Genomic DNA, 16,800 nt, shown 5'->3' on the forward strand with positions numbered 1-16,800 from the left:
AATTTATTCCAGCCCTTGCGCCCGCAGTTCGGCACGATCATCGGCCCAGCCACGCTTGACCTTCACCCAAGTCTCTAAAAAGACTTTTCCATCAAAGAGTTTCTCCATATCGATGCGGGCATCTGTAGAAATCTTCTTAAGGCGTTCGCCTTTTTGACCAATGATCATCGCCTTATGACTATCGCGATCTACTAAGATAGTTGCTGCAATGCGACGCATCTTGCCATCCATCTTAAATTGATCGATCACCACTGTGCTCGTGTATGGCAACTCCTCGCCAGTAAAACGGAATACTTTTTCACGCAAAATCTCAGCAGCCAAGAATCGTTCACTGCGATCAGTGATGGTATCGCCATCGTAAACGGCTGGCGCCTCAGGTAAATAACCCTCAAGCACGTCCAGCAATCTTTCGATGTCGCCAGGACTCTTCGCACTCATCGGTACGATTTCGGCAAACTCGCATTTTTGGTCTTCGTGACCGCCCAATTCACACCAAGGGTGAGCCATGTCTTTAATGAAGTTCAACAAGGCCTGATCGCGCTCTGATGGCGTCTGGAAGCGACTATTAAATAAGTCCAACTTATTGAGTACCAGTACAACCGGCAAGTCATCTGGAAGTAACTTCAAAACTTTTTTGTCATCTTCACCGAAGTAGCCAGCCTCAACCACAAAGCAAGCCACATTCACATCCTGTAATGCAGTAGTTACTGTGCGGTTCAACGCTTTATTGAGCGTATTCATCAAACGCGTCTGAAAACCTGGCGTATCGATAAAAATGAACTGAGCCTCTTCGCGATTCTGGATTCCCAAAATACGATGACGCGTAGTTTGCGCTTTACGAGAAGTAATACTGATCTTCTGACCAACCAAGGCGTTGAGCAAGGTTGATTTACCCATATTAGGACGCCCAACAATGGCGATGGTGCCGCATCTAAACACGATTAGCCCTTCAGCTTAAGATTGAACTGCTCTTCGGTCACTTCTTTTTTTGCTGCTTTCTTTTTGGCTGACCGAGTTTTCTTGGGTTTACGAGACTCTTGCGGCAAAGCTTTGAGCATGGCTATTAAAGCCAATTTAGCAGCAGCCTGCTCAGCAGCGCGACGTGAAGCTCCCTCACCTTTTACAGCCACCTTATGGCTAGGAATTAAGCATTCCACCTCAAATTGCTGGTTATGCGCGGCTCCAGTAGTACCTGTAACGTTATAAGCCGGCAAAGGCAACTGATAGCTCTGCAAACATTCTTGCAAAAGTGTTTTATCGTCTTTACCTAAAGTTTTTGGATCAACGTGCTCCAAGATGATGGAGTACAGTTTGCGTAAGCTTGCCTTGGCTGATTCAAACCCACCGTCCATAAAGATGGCGCCAGTAACTGCCTCCAAGGTATCAGCCAGAATTGAGGGGCGACGAAATCCACCGCTCTTCAACTCACCCTCACCTAATCGCAAGTAGTCTGACAAGGAAAGGGTTTGGGCGATTTCATATAAGGCTTGCTGCTTTACCAAATTCGCACGCACGCGAGATAAATCACCTTCATCCAAATCGGAATAGCGCTCATAAAGCATCTCTGCTACTACGCAATTGAGAATAGAGTCGCCCAGAAATTCCAAACGCTCGTTATTTTTCTTGCTATGACTGCGATGAGTTAAAGCCTGGTTCAGTAACTCAGGCTTCTTGAAGGTGTAGCCGAGGCGCTCTTGCAGCGGTCCAGTTTCGATAACGGCGCGCGCATTCATGATATTTACTCGAATCCGCCTATGCGACCAAGATTGCCGAGATTAAGCCAAACAAAGAAGGCTTTACCCACAATGTTTTTATCTGGCACAAAGCCCCAATAACGAGAGTCTGCGCTGTTATCACGGTTATCACCCATGGCGAAGTAATGACCTGCCGGTACCTTACAAGTCATACCTGACTGTTGATATTGACAGAATTCAGAACCCGGAAAACGCTCAGTCGGAAATACCGTGGCTGGACGATCTGGATCATTCAAGATGTCATGACGATTGCCACCCAAGTCTGCTGGGAAGGCTTCCGTGAAACGTTTGGCATAGCGCATATTCTCTGGATCGAGATAAGGCTCACCACCGCTATATTGCAATGGCTGACCATTAATAGTCAGACGTTTATTTTCATAAGTGATTTCATCACCCGGTAGTGCAACTACACGCTTAATGTAATCCACTGACTCGTCACGTGGATAACGAAACACCACCACATCACCACGTTTTGGTGTGCCTATATCCACTACTTTTTGATTGAGCACAGGTAGACGAATTCCATAGGTAAATTTATTTACCAAAATGAAATCGCCAATTTGTAATGTCGGAATCATTGAGCCCGAGGGAATCTTGAAAGGCTCAGCAATGAATGAGCGCAATACAAATACTGCGCAAATGACTGGGAAGAAGCCTGCGGTGTATTCCAGCCATAAAGGCATGCGGTCGTTGCCTGCCAAGCGTCTTTGCGGAGCAAAGTGCAATTTATCAGCAACCCAGGCGATACCAGAAAGAATCACCAGGATAAAAAGGACTAGGGCAAAGTTCATTAATCTTCTACCTGCAAAATAGCTAAGAACGCTTCCTGTGGAATCTCCACATTGCCTACCTGCTTCATACGCTTCTTACCTTCTTTTTGCTTCTCTAATAACTTACGCTTACGAGAGATGTCGCCGCCATAACACTTGGCCAAAACATTCTTACGCAAAGCTTTAACGTTTTCGCGTGCAACAATATTGCTACCAATCGCCGCCTGAATAGCCACATCAAACATTTGTCGGGGAATAATGCCACGCATCTTCGCAACCACTTCGCGACCACGATGCTGACTATTACTACGGTGAACAATGACAGAAAGCGCATCAACCCGCTCGCTATTAATCAGGATGTCAACCTTCACCACATCAGCCGGACGATATTCTTTGAACTCATAGTCCATTGAGGCGTAGCCTCGTGAGATGGATTTCATCTTGTCAAAGAAGTCTAAAACAATCTCTGCCATTGGTAGTTCATAAGTGAGTTTGACCTGGCGACCTAGGTAATTCATATCCATCTGAATACCGCGCTTACCAACGCACAAGGCAATAATGGAGCCCACATACTCTTGGGGCATGTATAAATTGACTGTCACGATAGGCTCAAGAATCGTATTAATCTTGCTGGCCTCAGGCATCTTCGATGGATTATCTACAGAAATAATAGAGCCATCCGATTGCTCTACCTGATACACCACCGTTGGAGCGGTAGTGATGAGATTCATCCCATACTGACGCTCTAAACGCTCCTGCACAATCTCCATGTGCAACAAACCTAAGAAGCCGCAACGGAAACCAAATCCAAGCGCTTGTGACACCTCTGGCTCATACAAGAGCGAAGCATCGTTGAGCTGTAGCTTTTCTAAAGACTCGCGTAGCTGATCGTATTCACTCGATTCAACTGGATATAAACCCGCGAACACTTGCGGTTTAACTTCTTTAAATCCAGGCAATGGCTCAGATGCAGGAACGCGACCTTGTTGTCCAGGGGAATGTGTGACAGTGTCACCAACCTTAGCAGCCTTTAATTCTTTAATACCAGCAATCACAAAGCCTACTTGACCAGCAGACAACTCTGGACGATCTACAGACTTAGGACTAAACACCCCCACATGCTCAACTAAATGACTGGAACCATTAGCCATTAAAGTAATTTTTTCTTTTGGTTTTAAAGTGCCGTTCACAACGCGCACCAGCATGACAACACCTACATAGTTATCAAACCAAGAGTCAATAATTAAAGCCTGCAATGGATCTGCTGCATTACCTTTTGGCGGAGGTACTCTCGCGATCATTTCTTCGATCACATCCACTACACCCATACCTGTTTTAGCTGAGCAGGTAACCGCTTCTGATGCATCAATACCAATCACATCTTCAATTTCTTTTTTGGCGCGTTCAGGATCAGCCTGCGGCAAATCAATCTTATTAAGAACCGGAACAACCTCAACACCCAACTCAAGAGCCATGTAACAGTTAGCAACTGTTTGCGCCTCAACACCTTGGCTTGCATCAACCACGAGCAAAGCCCCCTCACAGGCAGATAAAGAACGACTAACCTCATAGGAGAAATCGACGTGGCCTGGGGTATCAATCAGATTGATGTTGTAGATCTTGCCGTCTTTGGCTTTGTAATTTAAAGCAGCGGTTTGCGCCTTAATCGTGATACCACGCTCACGCTCAATATCCATTGAGTCAAGCACCTGGGCTTCCATTTCGCGATCAGAAAGACCGCCACACAGTTGAATAATGCGATCAGCAAGCGTCGATTTGCCGTGATCGATATGGGCGATGATAGAAAAATTGCGGATTAAATCCATAGCGTCTTAATAGGTCATTCAAAAAACGCCTTGTCAGAACGCACCACAATGATGCGCTGCAAAAAGTCGTCTTGAAGTGATTGTAATGGGTGGCGCCCAAAAGGCGCCAAACCCCATTTCTAAGCCCAAAATAGGGTTATTTTGGCTTTACAGGGACCACCAAAGTGCTATCAGCACGGCGTATAAAGACCGGGACGGCCTTGTTAGCATCAAGACCCTTAACCAGAGCCTCAAACTGCTTAACGCCCGTGATATCGGCATCAGCAACCCTAATAATGACATCTCCAGGACGAATTCCGGCCCTAGCCAAAGGGCCGTCCCCCAAACCAGTGACCTCAACCCCGCCCTTGATATTCAAATCCTTCTTTTTGCTATCGGAAAGCTCACTTACAGCAACCCCAAGAGCATTTGCGCTATTGCCATTTGCAGCCGGGGCATCCGACTTTTTACTTGCTGTCTGAGTAGATTCGGCATCAGTTACGGTCACCGTTAAATCACGGGCACCACCCTTGCGCCAAACTTGCACCGGCACTGAAGTACCCGGTTTAGTTTCACCCACCACTCTTGGCAAGTCAGTTGATTTAGCAATATCGCGCCCGTTGAAACTCAGGATCACATCACCAGACTCGATTCCACCGGTAGCAGCTGGGCCGCCTGGCTCAACATTGCGAACGTATGCACCGCGAGGTTTGCCTAAACCTAAACTCTCCGCTACATCTTTGGTCATCTCACCTAAAGCAACGCCAATACGACCGCGCGTCATCTTGCCATTGGTACGCAATTGATCTGCAACGCGCATCGCTTCATCAATCGGAATCGCAAATGAAATTCCCATGTAGCCACCAGAGCGACTGAAGATTTGTGAGTTGATGCCGATTACTTGACCAGCTGTATTTAAGAGGGGTCCGCCAGAGTTTCCTGGGTTAACCGCAACGTCTGTTTGGATAAATGGCAAGTAGTCGCCAGTATCACGACTCTTCGCAGACACAATTCCTGCAGTGACCGTATTCTCAAGACCAAACGGGGAGCCAATCGCTAAAACCCATTCACCCACACGCACTCTTGATGAATCGCCCAAAGGCAACTTAGGCAAATCACGAGCATCAATTTTGACAACAGCAACATCAGTACGTTTATCCATACCAAGTAACTTTGCCTTGAACTCACGCTTGTCGGTTAGGGTTACGTAGATGGTTGTAGCGCCCTCGACTACGTGAGCATTTGTCAAAATCAATCCGTTGGATTCAATAATGAAACCAGAGCCCACGCCACGATCTGCTTCTTGCGGTTTACCGGAATTTGGTTGCGCTTGCTTAGGGCTATTTGGAATTCCAGGAATAGGTACACCAAAGAAACGACGGAAGAATTCAGCTTGATCTTCAGGCATTCCAGGTATGCCACCTTGAGCCTGTTGCACCACCACTTTTTCAGTCGTACGAATATTCACCACTGCAGGACTGGCGCGTTCAACCAAATCTGCAAAGTCAGGAATGGTGACTCGAGGATTTTGCGCAGAAGCTGATGGAATAAATGCAACTTGCCCAAAGCTAAAGATAGCCATGAGCGCAATTAAGAACTTTTTCATAATGCTATAGACCTACTTGGTAAAGACCAACAATGGAGATACTAAGAATATTAGGTCAGTTTGCCAAAAATCAAGGTACCGTTAGTACCCCCAAAGCCAAAATTGTTTTTGACTGCATGGTCTATCTTCACATCCCTAGCGGTGTTGGCGCAGTAGTCCAAGTCACACTCTGGGTCTTGATTGAAGATATTGATAGTAGGTGGCGATTTCTGGTTATGGAGTGCCAGGATCGTAAATACAGACTCCAAGCCGCCAGCGCCGCCCAAAAGGTGGCCGGTCATCGACTTGGTGGAATTAATTAACGCCTTTTTGGCATGATCACCTAAGGCAGCCTTAATGGCCTCGGTTTCATTCTTGTCACCTAGCGGTGTAGAAGTTCCGTGAGCATTTAAGTATTGAATCTGATCTGGGTTGAGCTTGGCATCGCGCATTGCATTCACCATGCAACGACGTGGGCCATCCATATTTGGTGCGGTCATATGGTACGCATCACCACTCATACCAAAGCCGAGTAACTCGCAATAAATTTTTGCACCACGTGCTTTAGCGTGTTCGTATTCTTCGAGTACCACTACACCAGCACCTTCGCCGAGAACAAAACCATCGCGGTCTTTATCCCAAGGACGTGATGCAGTTGCAGGATCATCATTGCGTGTTGAAAGTGCTCTTGCAGAAGCAAAGCCACCAACACCCAATGCAGAAATTGTGGATTCAGCACCGCCAGCAACCATCACATCAGCGTCGCCGTATTGAATTAAACGCGCAGCTAAACCGATGCTATGCAAACCGGTTGTACAAGCAGTGACCGCAGCTACGTTTGGACCTTTAAGACCAAACAAAATACTGAGGTGACCAGAAATCATATTGATGATCGAGCCTGGAACAAAGAAGGGTGAGATACGACGAGGGCCGCGAGCCAAAAGCTCTGCACCTGTCTCCTCAATCATTGGCAGGCCGCCGATACCGGAGCCAACCATCACGCCTACGCGCTCGGCGTTTTGCTCGGTGATCTCTAAACCACTGTCACGAATAGCTTGCGTACCAGCAGCGATACCGTAATGGATAAAGGTATCCATATGACGCGCCTCTTTGGCAGAAACATATTCTTCGACATTGAAATCTTTCACCTCTCCAGCGAAATGAACGCTAAGCGGAGTGTGGTCAAACTTGGTGATGGTAGCGATGCCTGATTTGCCCGCGAGCAAATTAGACCAAGCTACATCAACCGAATTACCAACAGGTGAGATGAGACCAAGGCCGGTGACTACTACCCGGCGTCGGCCATTTGATGCTGACACAGTAATACCTAGGCTAGGGAATTAACCCTGAGCTTTTGATTTAGCAAAGTCGATCGCGAGCTGAACTGTGGTGATCTTCTCAGCTTCCTCATCAGGAATTTCGATGCCGAATTCATCTTCCAAAGCCATAACCAGCTCAACAGTGTCAAGAGAGTCAGCGCCCAAGTCGTTCACAAAAGAAGATTCATTTTTGATCTCTGCTTCTGCGACGCCTAATTGCTCAGCGACGATTTTCTTAACGCGTTGTTCGATGTTGTCCATTAATTTCCCCAGGGGTTGTAAAAACGATGAAAAGGATTTTATCAGTTTGGCAGACCGAATTAGCAAATTCGCCTAAAAATGACCAAATCCTCGCTTTGCCGTTAGGCTAAATATAGTCCGCCATTGACGTGTAGGGTATTACCCGTAATGTAGCCAGCTGCTGGAGAGGCCAAAAATGCCACTGCCTGAGCCACATCCTCAGGACTACCTAATCTAGCCAATGGAATGTTCACTTTTAGGGCATTTTGCTGCTCTTCGCTCAAAGCGCGGGTCATATCCGTATCAATAAATCCAGGGGCCACGCAATTCACGGTGATATTACGGCTACCGATTTCGCGAGCTAAAGCGCGAGTCATGCCAGAAACACCTGCTTTTGCAGCCGCATAGTTTGCCTGACCCGCATTGCCCATATGACCGACGATGGAGGTGATATTGATGATGCGCCCGGCACGTGCCTTCATCATAGGACGCAATACAGCCTGAGAAAGACGGAATACTGAACTTAAGTTGGTATCAATCACATCCGTCCACTCCTCGGACTTCATGCGCATCGCCAAATTATCACGTGTAATGCCAGCGTTATTTACCAAGATATTGATACCGCCATACTCTTTGACGATCAAATCAATCATTTCTTCGCAAGCATTTGGTGCGGTGACATTTAATACTTTGCCAGCACCGCCGGAAGCTTTTAAACGCTCATCAATAGCTTTAGCACCGCTCTCCGAAGTGGCTGTGCCAATTACTTTGGCGCCGCACTTTACTAACTCATCTGCAATTGCTTGACCAATACCGCGTGAGGCACCAGTTACTAAGGCAATTTGTCCACTTAAGTCGAGATTCATATTTGTCTTCCGCTGTTTTATGTATTTCTGTAATCTGGATTTTATTTAAGGCTTGCGAGAACTTCAGTCAAGCTAGCTTCATCAAACACTGGCACGCCAGTGACTTGATCATTAATGCGCTTAGTCAGGCCTGCCAATACCTTGCCTGGACCACACTCCACTACCTGAGTGATGCCTTGGCCTGCCATCGCTTGAATTGTTTCTTGCCAACGCACAGGCTTAGCTGCCTGACGCACCAAAGCGTCTTTAATGGCAATCGGATCATTCAAGATTTCAACATCCACGTTATTGATAACGGGAATGCTTGGCGCTTTAAATTCGATATTTGCTAAGTAGCCTTGGAGCTTTTCTGAAGCTGGCTGCAATAAAGAAGAGTGAAATGGCGCAGATACTGGCAAAGGTAAGGCACGTTTTGCGCCGGCTGCTTTTAATAACTCACATGCTTTGGTAACAGCGTCGCTTGCACCAGCAATCACCACTTGTCCGGGCGCATTGAAATTCACTGCTTCAACAACACCGCCCGAAGCAGCGCTTGCCTCAGCACAAACCTTAATCACGGTCGCATCATCTAAACCCAAAATAGCAGCCATGCCGCCAGTACCAACTGGAACGGCGCTTTGCATCGCTTCAGCACGAAAACGCACTAAAGGCACAGCATCTTTAAATGAGATTACGCCGGATGCAACTAAAGCAGAATACTCACCAAGACTATGTCCCGCCATAACCTTAGGGGCAGCGCCACCAGCAGCTAACCAGGCGCGATAAAAGGCAACGCCAGCAGTCAGCATCACAGGCTGAGTATTTGTTGTCAAAGACAATGCTTCAGCAGGGCCTTCGGCAATAAGTTTCGTTACATCTTCACCCAAGGCATCGGATGCCTCTTGCAATGTTGCACGCACTTCTGGACGCTGAGTAATTGAGTTGAGCATGCCAACAGATTGAGAACCTTGACCGGGGAATACGAATGCAAATGTCATGTGATTAATTCGCTAATGAAAGAAATTAAAGAGATAGATAAATAAAAGTGAATTCTTCTTAGTATTTAATGGCTACCGCGCCCCAAGCAAAGCCACCACCAACGCCTTCTAATAAAAGATGTTGGCCACGCTTAATTTGTCCGGAACGCACACCAGCATCTAATGCCAATGGAATCGATGCGGCGGAAGTATTGCCATGTTCATGCACAGTCACAATTACCTTATCCATGGACATGCCCATCTTTTTGGCTGTGCCTTCCATGATGCGGATGTTTGCTTGATGTGGAACTAGCCAGTCAATCTGCTCAGGCTTGAGGTTGGCTTTCTCCAATGCTTCATGAGCTACTTGCTCTAAAACTTTCACGGCCAACTTAAATACTGCTTGACCATCCATCGTCATAAATGGTGAGCCATGCACTTCACCATTACCAGCGCGACCAGGAACACACAAGATATCGCGCTGACTACCATCAGCATGCAATGCCGTAGAAAGAATGCCGGCCTCTTTGGAAGCCTCGAGCACAACTGCTCCGGCGCCATCGCCAAACAAGACACAAGTACCGCGATCTTGAAAATTCAAAATACGTGAGAAGGTTTCAGCACCAATCACCAAAACTTTCTTATATGTGCCAGAACGAATAAACGCATCTGCAATGGCAAGCGCATAAGTAAAGCCAGCACAAACCGCCTGCACATCGAATGCTGCACAAGAAGTATGCGCACCTAATTTATCTTGAACTACACAAGCAGTACTTGGAAAGCCGCCCAAATGATCAGGTGTAGAAGTAGCCAAAATAATGAGATCTAAATCTTCGGAGGTGATTCCAGCGCTGCTGAGCGCAGCTTCTGCAGCCTTTACCGCTAGATCACTTGTGAGCTCATTCTCAGCCGCAAAGTGACGTGCAGAAATACCGCTACGCGTCTTAATCCACTCATCACTTGTCTCTAAGCCAGTTTTGGCAAGGCGCTCTACCAAGTCTTGATTAGTTAGGCGCAGTTCCGGAAGATAGCTTCCAGTGCCAGCTACTCTTGCAAAGATACTCATACTTTTGTCTCCACTACAAAGGCTGCAGCAATACGCTCCACCATACGATTCTTGGCTGCCTCATAAGCACGATCAAGAGCAAAGCCAAATGCAAAACGATCAGCAGAACCGTGACTCTTAATGACGCAACCGCGCAAACCCAACAATACTGCACCGTTATAACGGCGATGGTCAACGCGCTTACGCACTCTAAGCAAAGGAACCATTGCGCAAACAGCCATGATCTTAGTCATCAATGAGCGATTAAATTCTTGCCGAATCATTCCGCTCATCATCTTAGCCAAGCCTTCGCTAGCTTTTAATACAACGTTGCCCACAAAGCCATCACACACAACAATATCTGTTGTGCCTTTAAAGATGTCATTACCTTCTACATTGCCATAAAAGTTTAAGGATGTTTGACGCAGCAATTCACTAGTTTGCTTAACAACTTCATTGCCTTTAATGACTTCTTCACCAATATTAAGAAGACCAATTGAAGGATTTTGTTTGCCGTCAACCACCTGCACCATCACGTTTGCCATTTGAGCAAACTGAACTAAGTGCATTGGCTCGCAGTCTGCGTTCGCGCCCAAATCTAGCATAGTCGTGCCACCCCCTAATTCATTGGGAATAGCAGTAGCAATTGCAGGGCGATCAACGCCCTCAAGGGTTTTTAAGATGTAGCGAGAAATTGCCATGAGTGCACCAGTATTGCCAGAAGAGATGACTGCATCAGCAGCACCCTCTTTAACTTGCTCAATAGCAACACGCATGGAAGAATCTTTTTTGCGACGCAAAGCAACCTCGATAGGATCATCCATCAAGACAACTTCACTAGCGGGAATAATTTGAATTCGCTCCATCGGAGCTTTAGGAGATTTACTCAAGACCTGCTTAATTAAATCGGGATCGCCTACCAAGGCAATCTTCACATCTGCATGTTTTTCTAGAAAATCGCAGGCAGCTGGAACCGTCACGACGACTCCATGATCTCCGCCCATGGCATCAATAGCTAGAGTAACGCTCATAAACTCATTGATTGCTGCAAGTGATTTATCCAAGAAAAAAGCGGCTTTTACTGGAGCCGCTTCTATCTGTTTAGACTAAAAAATTAGTCGTTTTTAGTTTTAACAACTTTACGACCACGATAGTAGCCGTTAGGTGAAATGTGGTGGCGCAAATGAGCCTCACCAGTTGTGGCTTCAACAGCCGTAGCAGGTGCGGTCAAAAAGTCGTGCGCACGATGCATGCCACGTTTGGAAGGTGATTTTTTGTTTTGTTGAACGGCCATATTGAACTCCTAAGCAAGGCGACATTCTAGCATGGAAAAGCACCTAAATGCTTGATTTGTTGACAAAAGGTGTCCAAAACAACAACTGAAATATAAGCACTGATTTCAGTTTTTCTTCATATTTTTCAATATGTTAAAGGGATTTTCACGCTCATCTGACACCGCTTCATCGCCCTCATCTCCGAAAGTAGAGGCATGCGGCTCACAAAAGCCTTCTGGATGCTTGGGAATCAGGGGTAAAGACAGCAAAACCTCATCCTCAATGGTTTCCAAGAGGTTGAAATGCTGATTTACCACCAAAGGCTCTTGCTCTTCATCCTCCAAGGGATAGGCGTCAGCCTCTTCATCAGTGGCCACAAGGACAAAGCGCCGCTTTTCTTCCATATCCACCGCGCAATCCTGCAAACAGCGCTGGCAAACTAGGTGCAGACGACCTTTTAGCCCTAATTCAAGGATTTGATGTGGCTCACTGCCGGGAGAATCCTCAAAATGCGTTTGAACTGACCAGTCAAACCCATCGCCTGGGTTAATGGTTGAAGCCTCCTCAGCCACCCTTGGCAGATCTTGGATGCTTAAAAATCCAGCACCCTTATAGGATTGGGGGGCACAAAAATCTACCCTCTTTAAAGCGCTAGGCTCGGAAGATAGTTCGACTTGAGGTAAAACTTGATTACGATTCATAGCATCAGTCTAAATGAAGCAGCACTAGAAAGCACAGAACACGATGAGTAGTTTCCAAAACCCACCCTTGATTTTGGGGTCTACCTCCAAATATCGACGCGAACTATTAGAGCGTCTGCGCATTCCTTTTGAAGTCATTTCACCAAAAGTAGATGAAACACCCCTCACTGGCGAGAGCACACTCGATTTAGCAATGCGTCTCGCACATGCAAAGGCAGCTGCGGTTGCCAAAGAACATCCCGATGCTTGGGTGATTGGATCTGATCAAGTTGCAGATCTTTGTGGCGCAGCAATTGGTAAGCCAGGTAATTTCGAACGAGCGTTAGCGCAATTACAACTCATGCGCGGTCAAACAGTGATTTTCCAAACCGCTCTATGTCTGATGAAGGGCGACACCCAAACTACTTTATGTGTTCCTACCGAAGTTACCTTTCGCAAACTTCCAGACAACGTCTTAGAGGCCTACTTACTGGCTGAAGAACCTTATGATTGCGCTGGTAGCGCCAAGTCTGAAGGTCTCGGCATTAGCCTGCTGGAATCCATTAAGAGCGATGATCCCACTGCACTTATTGGCCTTCCTCTGATTGCATTAACAGGTCTACTGCGCGATGCAGGCTTTGCAATTCCATCAAAAAACTAAGCAATAAAAATAAAAGAAGTTATTTATGAGCAAACTCGGCACTCTGTATTTAGTTCCAAACACCTTGGGTGATGATGGCCGTGCTGAACAACTACCTTGGGTGCTTCCTGCGGAAACGATTACACAATCAGCCAAGCTCAAACATTGGATTGTCGAAGATGCCAAAACAGCACGCGCCCTATTAAAAGCAATTGATTCTGTTTCACCATTAGCATGCACCATTCAAGAAATGCAGATGAGCGAATGGCGAGGTGCGGCGCGTAACGCAAAGTATGGCGACTCAGTAAAACCTGCTGACCTTCTCAAGCCTCTACTTGCCGGAAACGATATGGGCCTCATGTCAGAAGCAGGAGTACCTGGCGTGGCTGACCCTGGCGCGGAGTTGGTTCTAGCGGCACATAAGCTGGGCGCACAAGTAAAGCCATTGGTTGGGCCAAGCTCAATTTTGCTAGGGCTCATGGCTAGTGGACTAAATGGTCAGCGCTTTGCATTTCAAGGATATCTACCTCATGACGTCCATGAGCGCACAGCAAAACTGAAACAGCTAGAAATTGAATCTCGCAAATTACAACAAACTCAAATTTGGATTGAGACGCCTTATCGCAATACTGCGATGTTGATGGCATGCAACAATTCACTGGCGCCTCAAAGCTTGTTGTGTCTTGGTGTAGACCTGAGTCTTCCATCAGAAATGATTGTCACTTTATCAATTGCAGACTGGCGCAAACGCTATCCGAATGAAGCTGCATGTGCCTCGCTACAAAATAGGCCAACAGTATTTCTACTATTGGCCTAAGTCTTTAACGCTTTAGTTTTGCTTTTTGCTTTATCTACTTAAGATCAGGCGACTTAACCAAAGCCTTGCCAGCAGCGGCTCCAGCTTCTGCACCAAAGCGCTTAGCAACACGCTCAGCAAAGTTTTCTTTCATGGTGTAGTCCAGAATATCGGGCGCCTTAAAGATATCGCGCGCAACTGTATCAACAGTACCGTAACCATCGGCCAGGCCGATCTTTACAGCTTGCTCGCCATTCCAAATACGTCCAGAAAATAAATCTGGAACCTCTTTTAAACGGTCGCCTCGCCCTTCTTTAACTACCGCAATAAATTGCTGATGAATTTCATCAATCATGGTTCTGACCATTTCCACTTGCTTTGGATCCTCTTTGCTAAATGGATCTAGCATGCCTTTATTGGAGCCAGAAGTAATCATGCGGCGAGTCACACCTAACTTATCCATTAAGCCTGTAAAACCAAAGCCTTCCATGATCACGCCAATGGAGCCTACCAAGCTCGCTTTATCTACCAAGATTTGATCTGCTGCTACAGCAACGTAGTAGCCGCCCGATGCGCAGATATCTTCTACCACTACATAAAAAGGTTTTTTGGGATAAAGCTTACGCAGACGATGAATCTCGTCATTAATCATGCCGGCCTGCACCGGGGATCCGCCAGGACTATTAATACGCAATACAACACCGGCGCTGCCTTCATTCTCAAATGCCGCCAATAAAGATGAATTGACATCCATTGCATTGGCCATTGAACTCGAGGAGATTTCTCCTTCAAGAGTTACTAGTGCGGTATGTTTTTCAACTCCCATTCCCTTGCCGGGAAGATGAAAATCAAATATCGATAGCAAGACACCCACGATCACTAACAAAGTCAGAACTCGCAATACAGCCTTCCAACGACGCGCTTTACGAGTCTCTTTTAAATTTTCCAACAAGAGGTGCTCTAGAGCTTGGCGCTCCCAATTTGGGTTTGGATTGTTTTCCATCTTTTTACTTCCTTAGTGTTGCAGGTTATTTTTAAGCCATTGAGAAAGCTGCGCAACATCATCAACATGAACTAATGATGGCGATTCTTTAAGAGTGCTTGGGGGGTGGGCGCCATAAGTAACAGCTACAGCATCTACACCAGCATTAGCAGCCATGTCCAAGTCGTGCGTGGTGTCGCCAATCATAAGCATACGGCGTGTTGGCACCTGGGTGACATCCGATAATTCCAATAACATTCCTGGATGAGGCTTGGAGAATGACTCATCGGCTGTACGAGTCTCATGAAAGAGATGGCCAATCTGATGGTGCTTTAGTGAACGATCTAAACCTACACGAGATTTACCTGTAGCAACACCCAACAAATATTGTTGGGAATGCAATTCTTCTAAAAGCTCACGAATGCCAACGAACAAATCGAGCTCATGATCTTTGGCTAGGTAGTGATATCGAAAACGTTCAGTTAGCTTTGGAAAATGAATCGGCTCAATCCAAGGCACCGCTCTTCTCAACGAATCCTGGATTCCCAAACCAATTACTGAACTTGCCAGGGTATCGTCTGGCGCCTTAAAACCCAAATCACGACAAGCTTGCTGAATGCAATGGACGATCGTTGGCGTGGAATCCATAATAGTTCCATCCCAATCCCAAACAATCAGGTCATAAGGTCGATTAGATTTACTTGTTTGAGGCATGCTAATTTTTATTACTCAAAGGTTTTCATCATGGCGGTAAATTCTGGGGGCAATGGCGATTCAATGCGCATCTTTTCGCCAGTGCGTGGGTGCGTAAAGCCAGCTAGATGGGCATGCAAATAAAGGCGCTTAGATTTAATCGCTTTATCTAAATCCTCAAAACCATACTTATCATCACCCAAAATTGCGTATCCTAATTTTTGCAAGTGCACACGAATCTGATGAGTGCGCCCCGTCTTGAGCTGAGCCTCTGCAAGCGTAATGGCAGCACCTTCACGCTTGAGTGCCTTGGTCACTCGCAAAGCGGTGTGACTTGGCAAGCCATCTGGGTCAACTCGCACACGGCGCTCCCCGTTCGGCAGAAGATATTTGTGCAGCGGATATTTGAGCTGCATGGTTTGGGCGCCCTGCACGATTTCACCATGTGCAAGCAAGTAATAACGCTTATCGGTTTGACCTTCACGGATTTGACGATGGAGCTCAACCAAAGCGCTACGCTTTTTAGCCAGCAGCAAAACGCCTGAGGTATCTCGGTCTAAACGATGTACTAATTCCAGAAACTTCAGCTCGGGGCGAGTGATGCGCAAGGTTTCAATGACACCCAGAGCAATACCTGAACCACCATGCACAGCCAAACCGGCCGGCTTGTTCACTATTAATAGAGCTTCATCCTCAAACAGAATCGGCATTTTGTCCGAATAGCCATGTGCGCGAGATTTAGTTTGAGCGGAATTAACTGCTGCCATTTGGGCTGGTTCGGCAATGCGAACCGGGGGGAGGCGCACCACATCACCCTCAACCAGTCGGGTGGTTGGTTCGGCCCGCTTTTTATTAACCCGGACCTCGCCAGATCGAATAATTCGGTAAACGTGGCTTTTTGGCACCCCTTTAGCCCAACGTAGCAAATAGTTATCCAAGCGCTGGCCAGCCTCTTCCGGACCAATTGTCTGGAGGTGGACTGCTGCGGGAGCGGACGTTTTTACCTTGGAAGGCTTGGAAATGGGTTCAGATTTCATGATTTATCTGTCTTGTGACCCCGGCGGGGGACGACAAGGGACTCAACAATACCCCATTGTCACGCAACTTGTGCCGTATAATCAACGCTCTAGCCAATTTATTGGCCCGAGACCAACCTGAAGTCAGGTTTGAATCGTGGAGCTTGGAGTCGCCCTTTAAAAGACTCCCGGGGTTGCCCCTCCCCCGTTGCAATGAGGCGCAGGGTTGGTGTGCCGTATGCCGCGACCCGCGATTAGAAGACAGTTTTCAGGCGCGCGCCTGCATTGATGACCTAAAGGAGGTCTCTGCGGCGATCGTCAAGTGTGGCACCGATTTAACCAACCGTTAACTGGGTGAACTAAGCAAAAAGTGCTTAGA

Annotated in this window: 18 protein-coding genes; 2 read left to right on the forward strand and 16 right to left on the reverse strand. The window is 46.9% G+C overall.

Annotation, left to right across the window (positions count from 1 at the left end; all coding sequences use genetic code 11):
- Positions 1-3 precede the first annotated feature (3 nt).
- The 13 genes from era to ICN19_RS02570 form a co-directional block, all read right to left on the reverse strand.
- A complete protein-coding gene (era, locus tag ICN19_RS02510; protein ID WP_216245502.1) occupies positions 4-939 on the reverse strand; it encodes a GTPase Era in 936 nt (311 codons plus the stop codon).
- Between the two features lie 2 nt (positions 940-941).
- Positions 942-1,733 carry a ribonuclease III gene (gene rnc / locus ICN19_RS02515; RefSeq protein ID WP_216245509.1) on the reverse strand — a complete coding sequence of 264 codons (792 nt, stop codon included), beginning with the start codon at positions 1,731-1,733 and terminating at the stop codon, positions 942-944.
- 5 nt (positions 1,734-1,738) lie between these two features.
- A complete protein-coding gene (lepB, locus tag ICN19_RS02520; RefSeq protein WP_216245511.1) occupies positions 1,739-2,545 on the reverse strand; it encodes a signal peptidase I in 807 nt (268 codons plus the stop codon).
- On the reverse strand, positions 2,545-4,350 hold the full coding sequence (gene lepA / locus ICN19_RS02525) for a translation elongation factor 4 (protein ID WP_216245516.1): 1,806 nt from the start codon (positions 4,348-4,350) through the stop codon (positions 2,545-2,547). The genes lepB and lepA overlap by 1 nt, the downstream gene beginning before the upstream one ends.
- 136 nt (positions 4,351-4,486) lie before the next feature.
- Positions 4,487-5,935, reverse strand: a complete 1,449-nt coding sequence (locus tag ICN19_RS02530) for a DegQ family serine endoprotease (RefSeq protein WP_255536909.1) — start codon at positions 5,933-5,935, stop codon at positions 4,487-4,489.
- Positions 5,936-5,985: 50 nt separating this feature from the next.
- The gene (gene fabF, locus ICN19_RS02535) at positions 5,986-7,233 is read right to left on the reverse strand and encodes a beta-ketoacyl-ACP synthase II (RefSeq protein ID WP_215384711.1); all 1,248 of its coding nucleotides are present in this window, start codon (positions 7,231-7,233) and stop codon (positions 5,986-5,988) included.
- Positions 7,234-7,254: 21 nt separating this feature from the next.
- The gene (acpP, locus tag ICN19_RS02540) at positions 7,255-7,494 is read right to left on the reverse strand and encodes an acyl carrier protein (protein ID WP_062311190.1); all 240 of its coding nucleotides are present in this window, start codon (positions 7,492-7,494) and stop codon (positions 7,255-7,257) included.
- 101 nt (positions 7,495-7,595) lie between these two features.
- On the reverse strand, positions 7,596-8,339 hold the full coding sequence (gene fabG / locus ICN19_RS02545; RefSeq protein WP_216245523.1) for a 3-oxoacyl-ACP reductase FabG: 744 nt from the start codon (positions 8,337-8,339) through the stop codon (positions 7,596-7,598).
- Between the two features lie 41 nt (positions 8,340-8,380).
- A complete protein-coding gene (gene fabD / locus ICN19_RS02550) occupies positions 8,381-9,316 on the reverse strand; it encodes an ACP S-malonyltransferase (protein WP_216245525.1) in 936 nt (311 codons plus the stop codon).
- 58 nt (positions 9,317-9,374) lie between these two features.
- Positions 9,375-10,361 (reverse strand): beta-ketoacyl-ACP synthase III, encoded by a 987-nt coding sequence (locus ICN19_RS02555; protein ID WP_216860608.1) that lies wholly within the window; start codon positions 10,359-10,361, stop codon positions 9,375-9,377.
- Complete coding sequence (gene plsX, locus ICN19_RS02560) at positions 10,358-11,371, reverse strand: phosphate acyltransferase PlsX (protein ID WP_216245528.1); 1,014 nt, start codon at positions 11,369-11,371, stop codon at positions 10,358-10,360. Before plsX ends, ICN19_RS02555 begins: the two co-directional genes overlap by 4 nt.
- Positions 11,372-11,454: 83 nt before the next feature.
- Positions 11,455-11,634, reverse strand: a complete 180-nt coding sequence (gene rpmF, locus ICN19_RS02565) for a 50S ribosomal protein L32 (protein ID WP_011902241.1) — start codon at positions 11,632-11,634, stop codon at positions 11,455-11,457.
- A gap of 105 nt (positions 11,635-11,739) precedes the next feature.
- A complete protein-coding gene (locus ICN19_RS02570; protein WP_216245530.1) occupies positions 11,740-12,315 on the reverse strand; it encodes a DUF177 domain-containing protein in 576 nt (191 codons plus the stop codon).
- A gap of 43 nt (positions 12,316-12,358) precedes the next feature.
- On the opposite strand from ICN19_RS02570, the gene ICN19_RS02575 reads away from it, so the two are divergent.
- Together ICN19_RS02575 and ICN19_RS02580 are read left to right on the forward strand one after the other, a co-directional pair.
- Positions 12,359-12,955: a Maf family nucleotide pyrophosphatase gene (locus ICN19_RS02575; protein WP_216245532.1), complete on the forward strand. Its 597-nt coding sequence runs from the start codon at positions 12,359-12,361 to the stop codon at positions 12,953-12,955.
- A gap of 25 nt (positions 12,956-12,980) precedes the next feature.
- On the forward strand, positions 12,981-13,751 hold the full coding sequence (locus ICN19_RS02580; protein ID WP_216245534.1) for an SAM-dependent methyltransferase: 771 nt from the start codon (positions 12,981-12,983) through the stop codon (positions 13,749-13,751).
- Positions 13,752-13,785: 34 nt separating this feature from the next.
- Here ICN19_RS02580 and ICN19_RS02585 read toward each other — a convergent pair whose 3' ends face one another.
- The 3 genes from ICN19_RS02585 to ICN19_RS02595 are packed head-to-tail and all read right to left on the reverse strand — an operon-like array spanning position 13,786 to position 16,442.
- Positions 13,786-14,733, reverse strand: a complete 948-nt coding sequence (locus ICN19_RS02585) for a S49 family peptidase (protein WP_216245536.1) — start codon at positions 14,731-14,733, stop codon at positions 13,786-13,788.
- Between the two features lie 12 nt (positions 14,734-14,745).
- Entirely contained in the window at positions 14,746-15,426 is a 681-nt protein-coding gene (locus ICN19_RS02590) for an HAD-IA family hydrolase (RefSeq protein WP_216245538.1), read from the reverse strand.
- 11 nt (positions 15,427-15,437) lie between these two features.
- A complete protein-coding gene (locus ICN19_RS02595; protein ID WP_216245541.1) occupies positions 15,438-16,442 on the reverse strand; it encodes an RluA family pseudouridine synthase in 1,005 nt (334 codons plus the stop codon).
- Positions 16,443-16,800 lie beyond the last annotated feature (358 nt).

Source organism: Polynucleobacter sp. AP-Capit-er-40B-B4 (assembly GCF_018882245.1).
GTDB lineage: Bacteria > Pseudomonadota > Gammaproteobacteria > Burkholderiales > Burkholderiaceae > Polynucleobacter.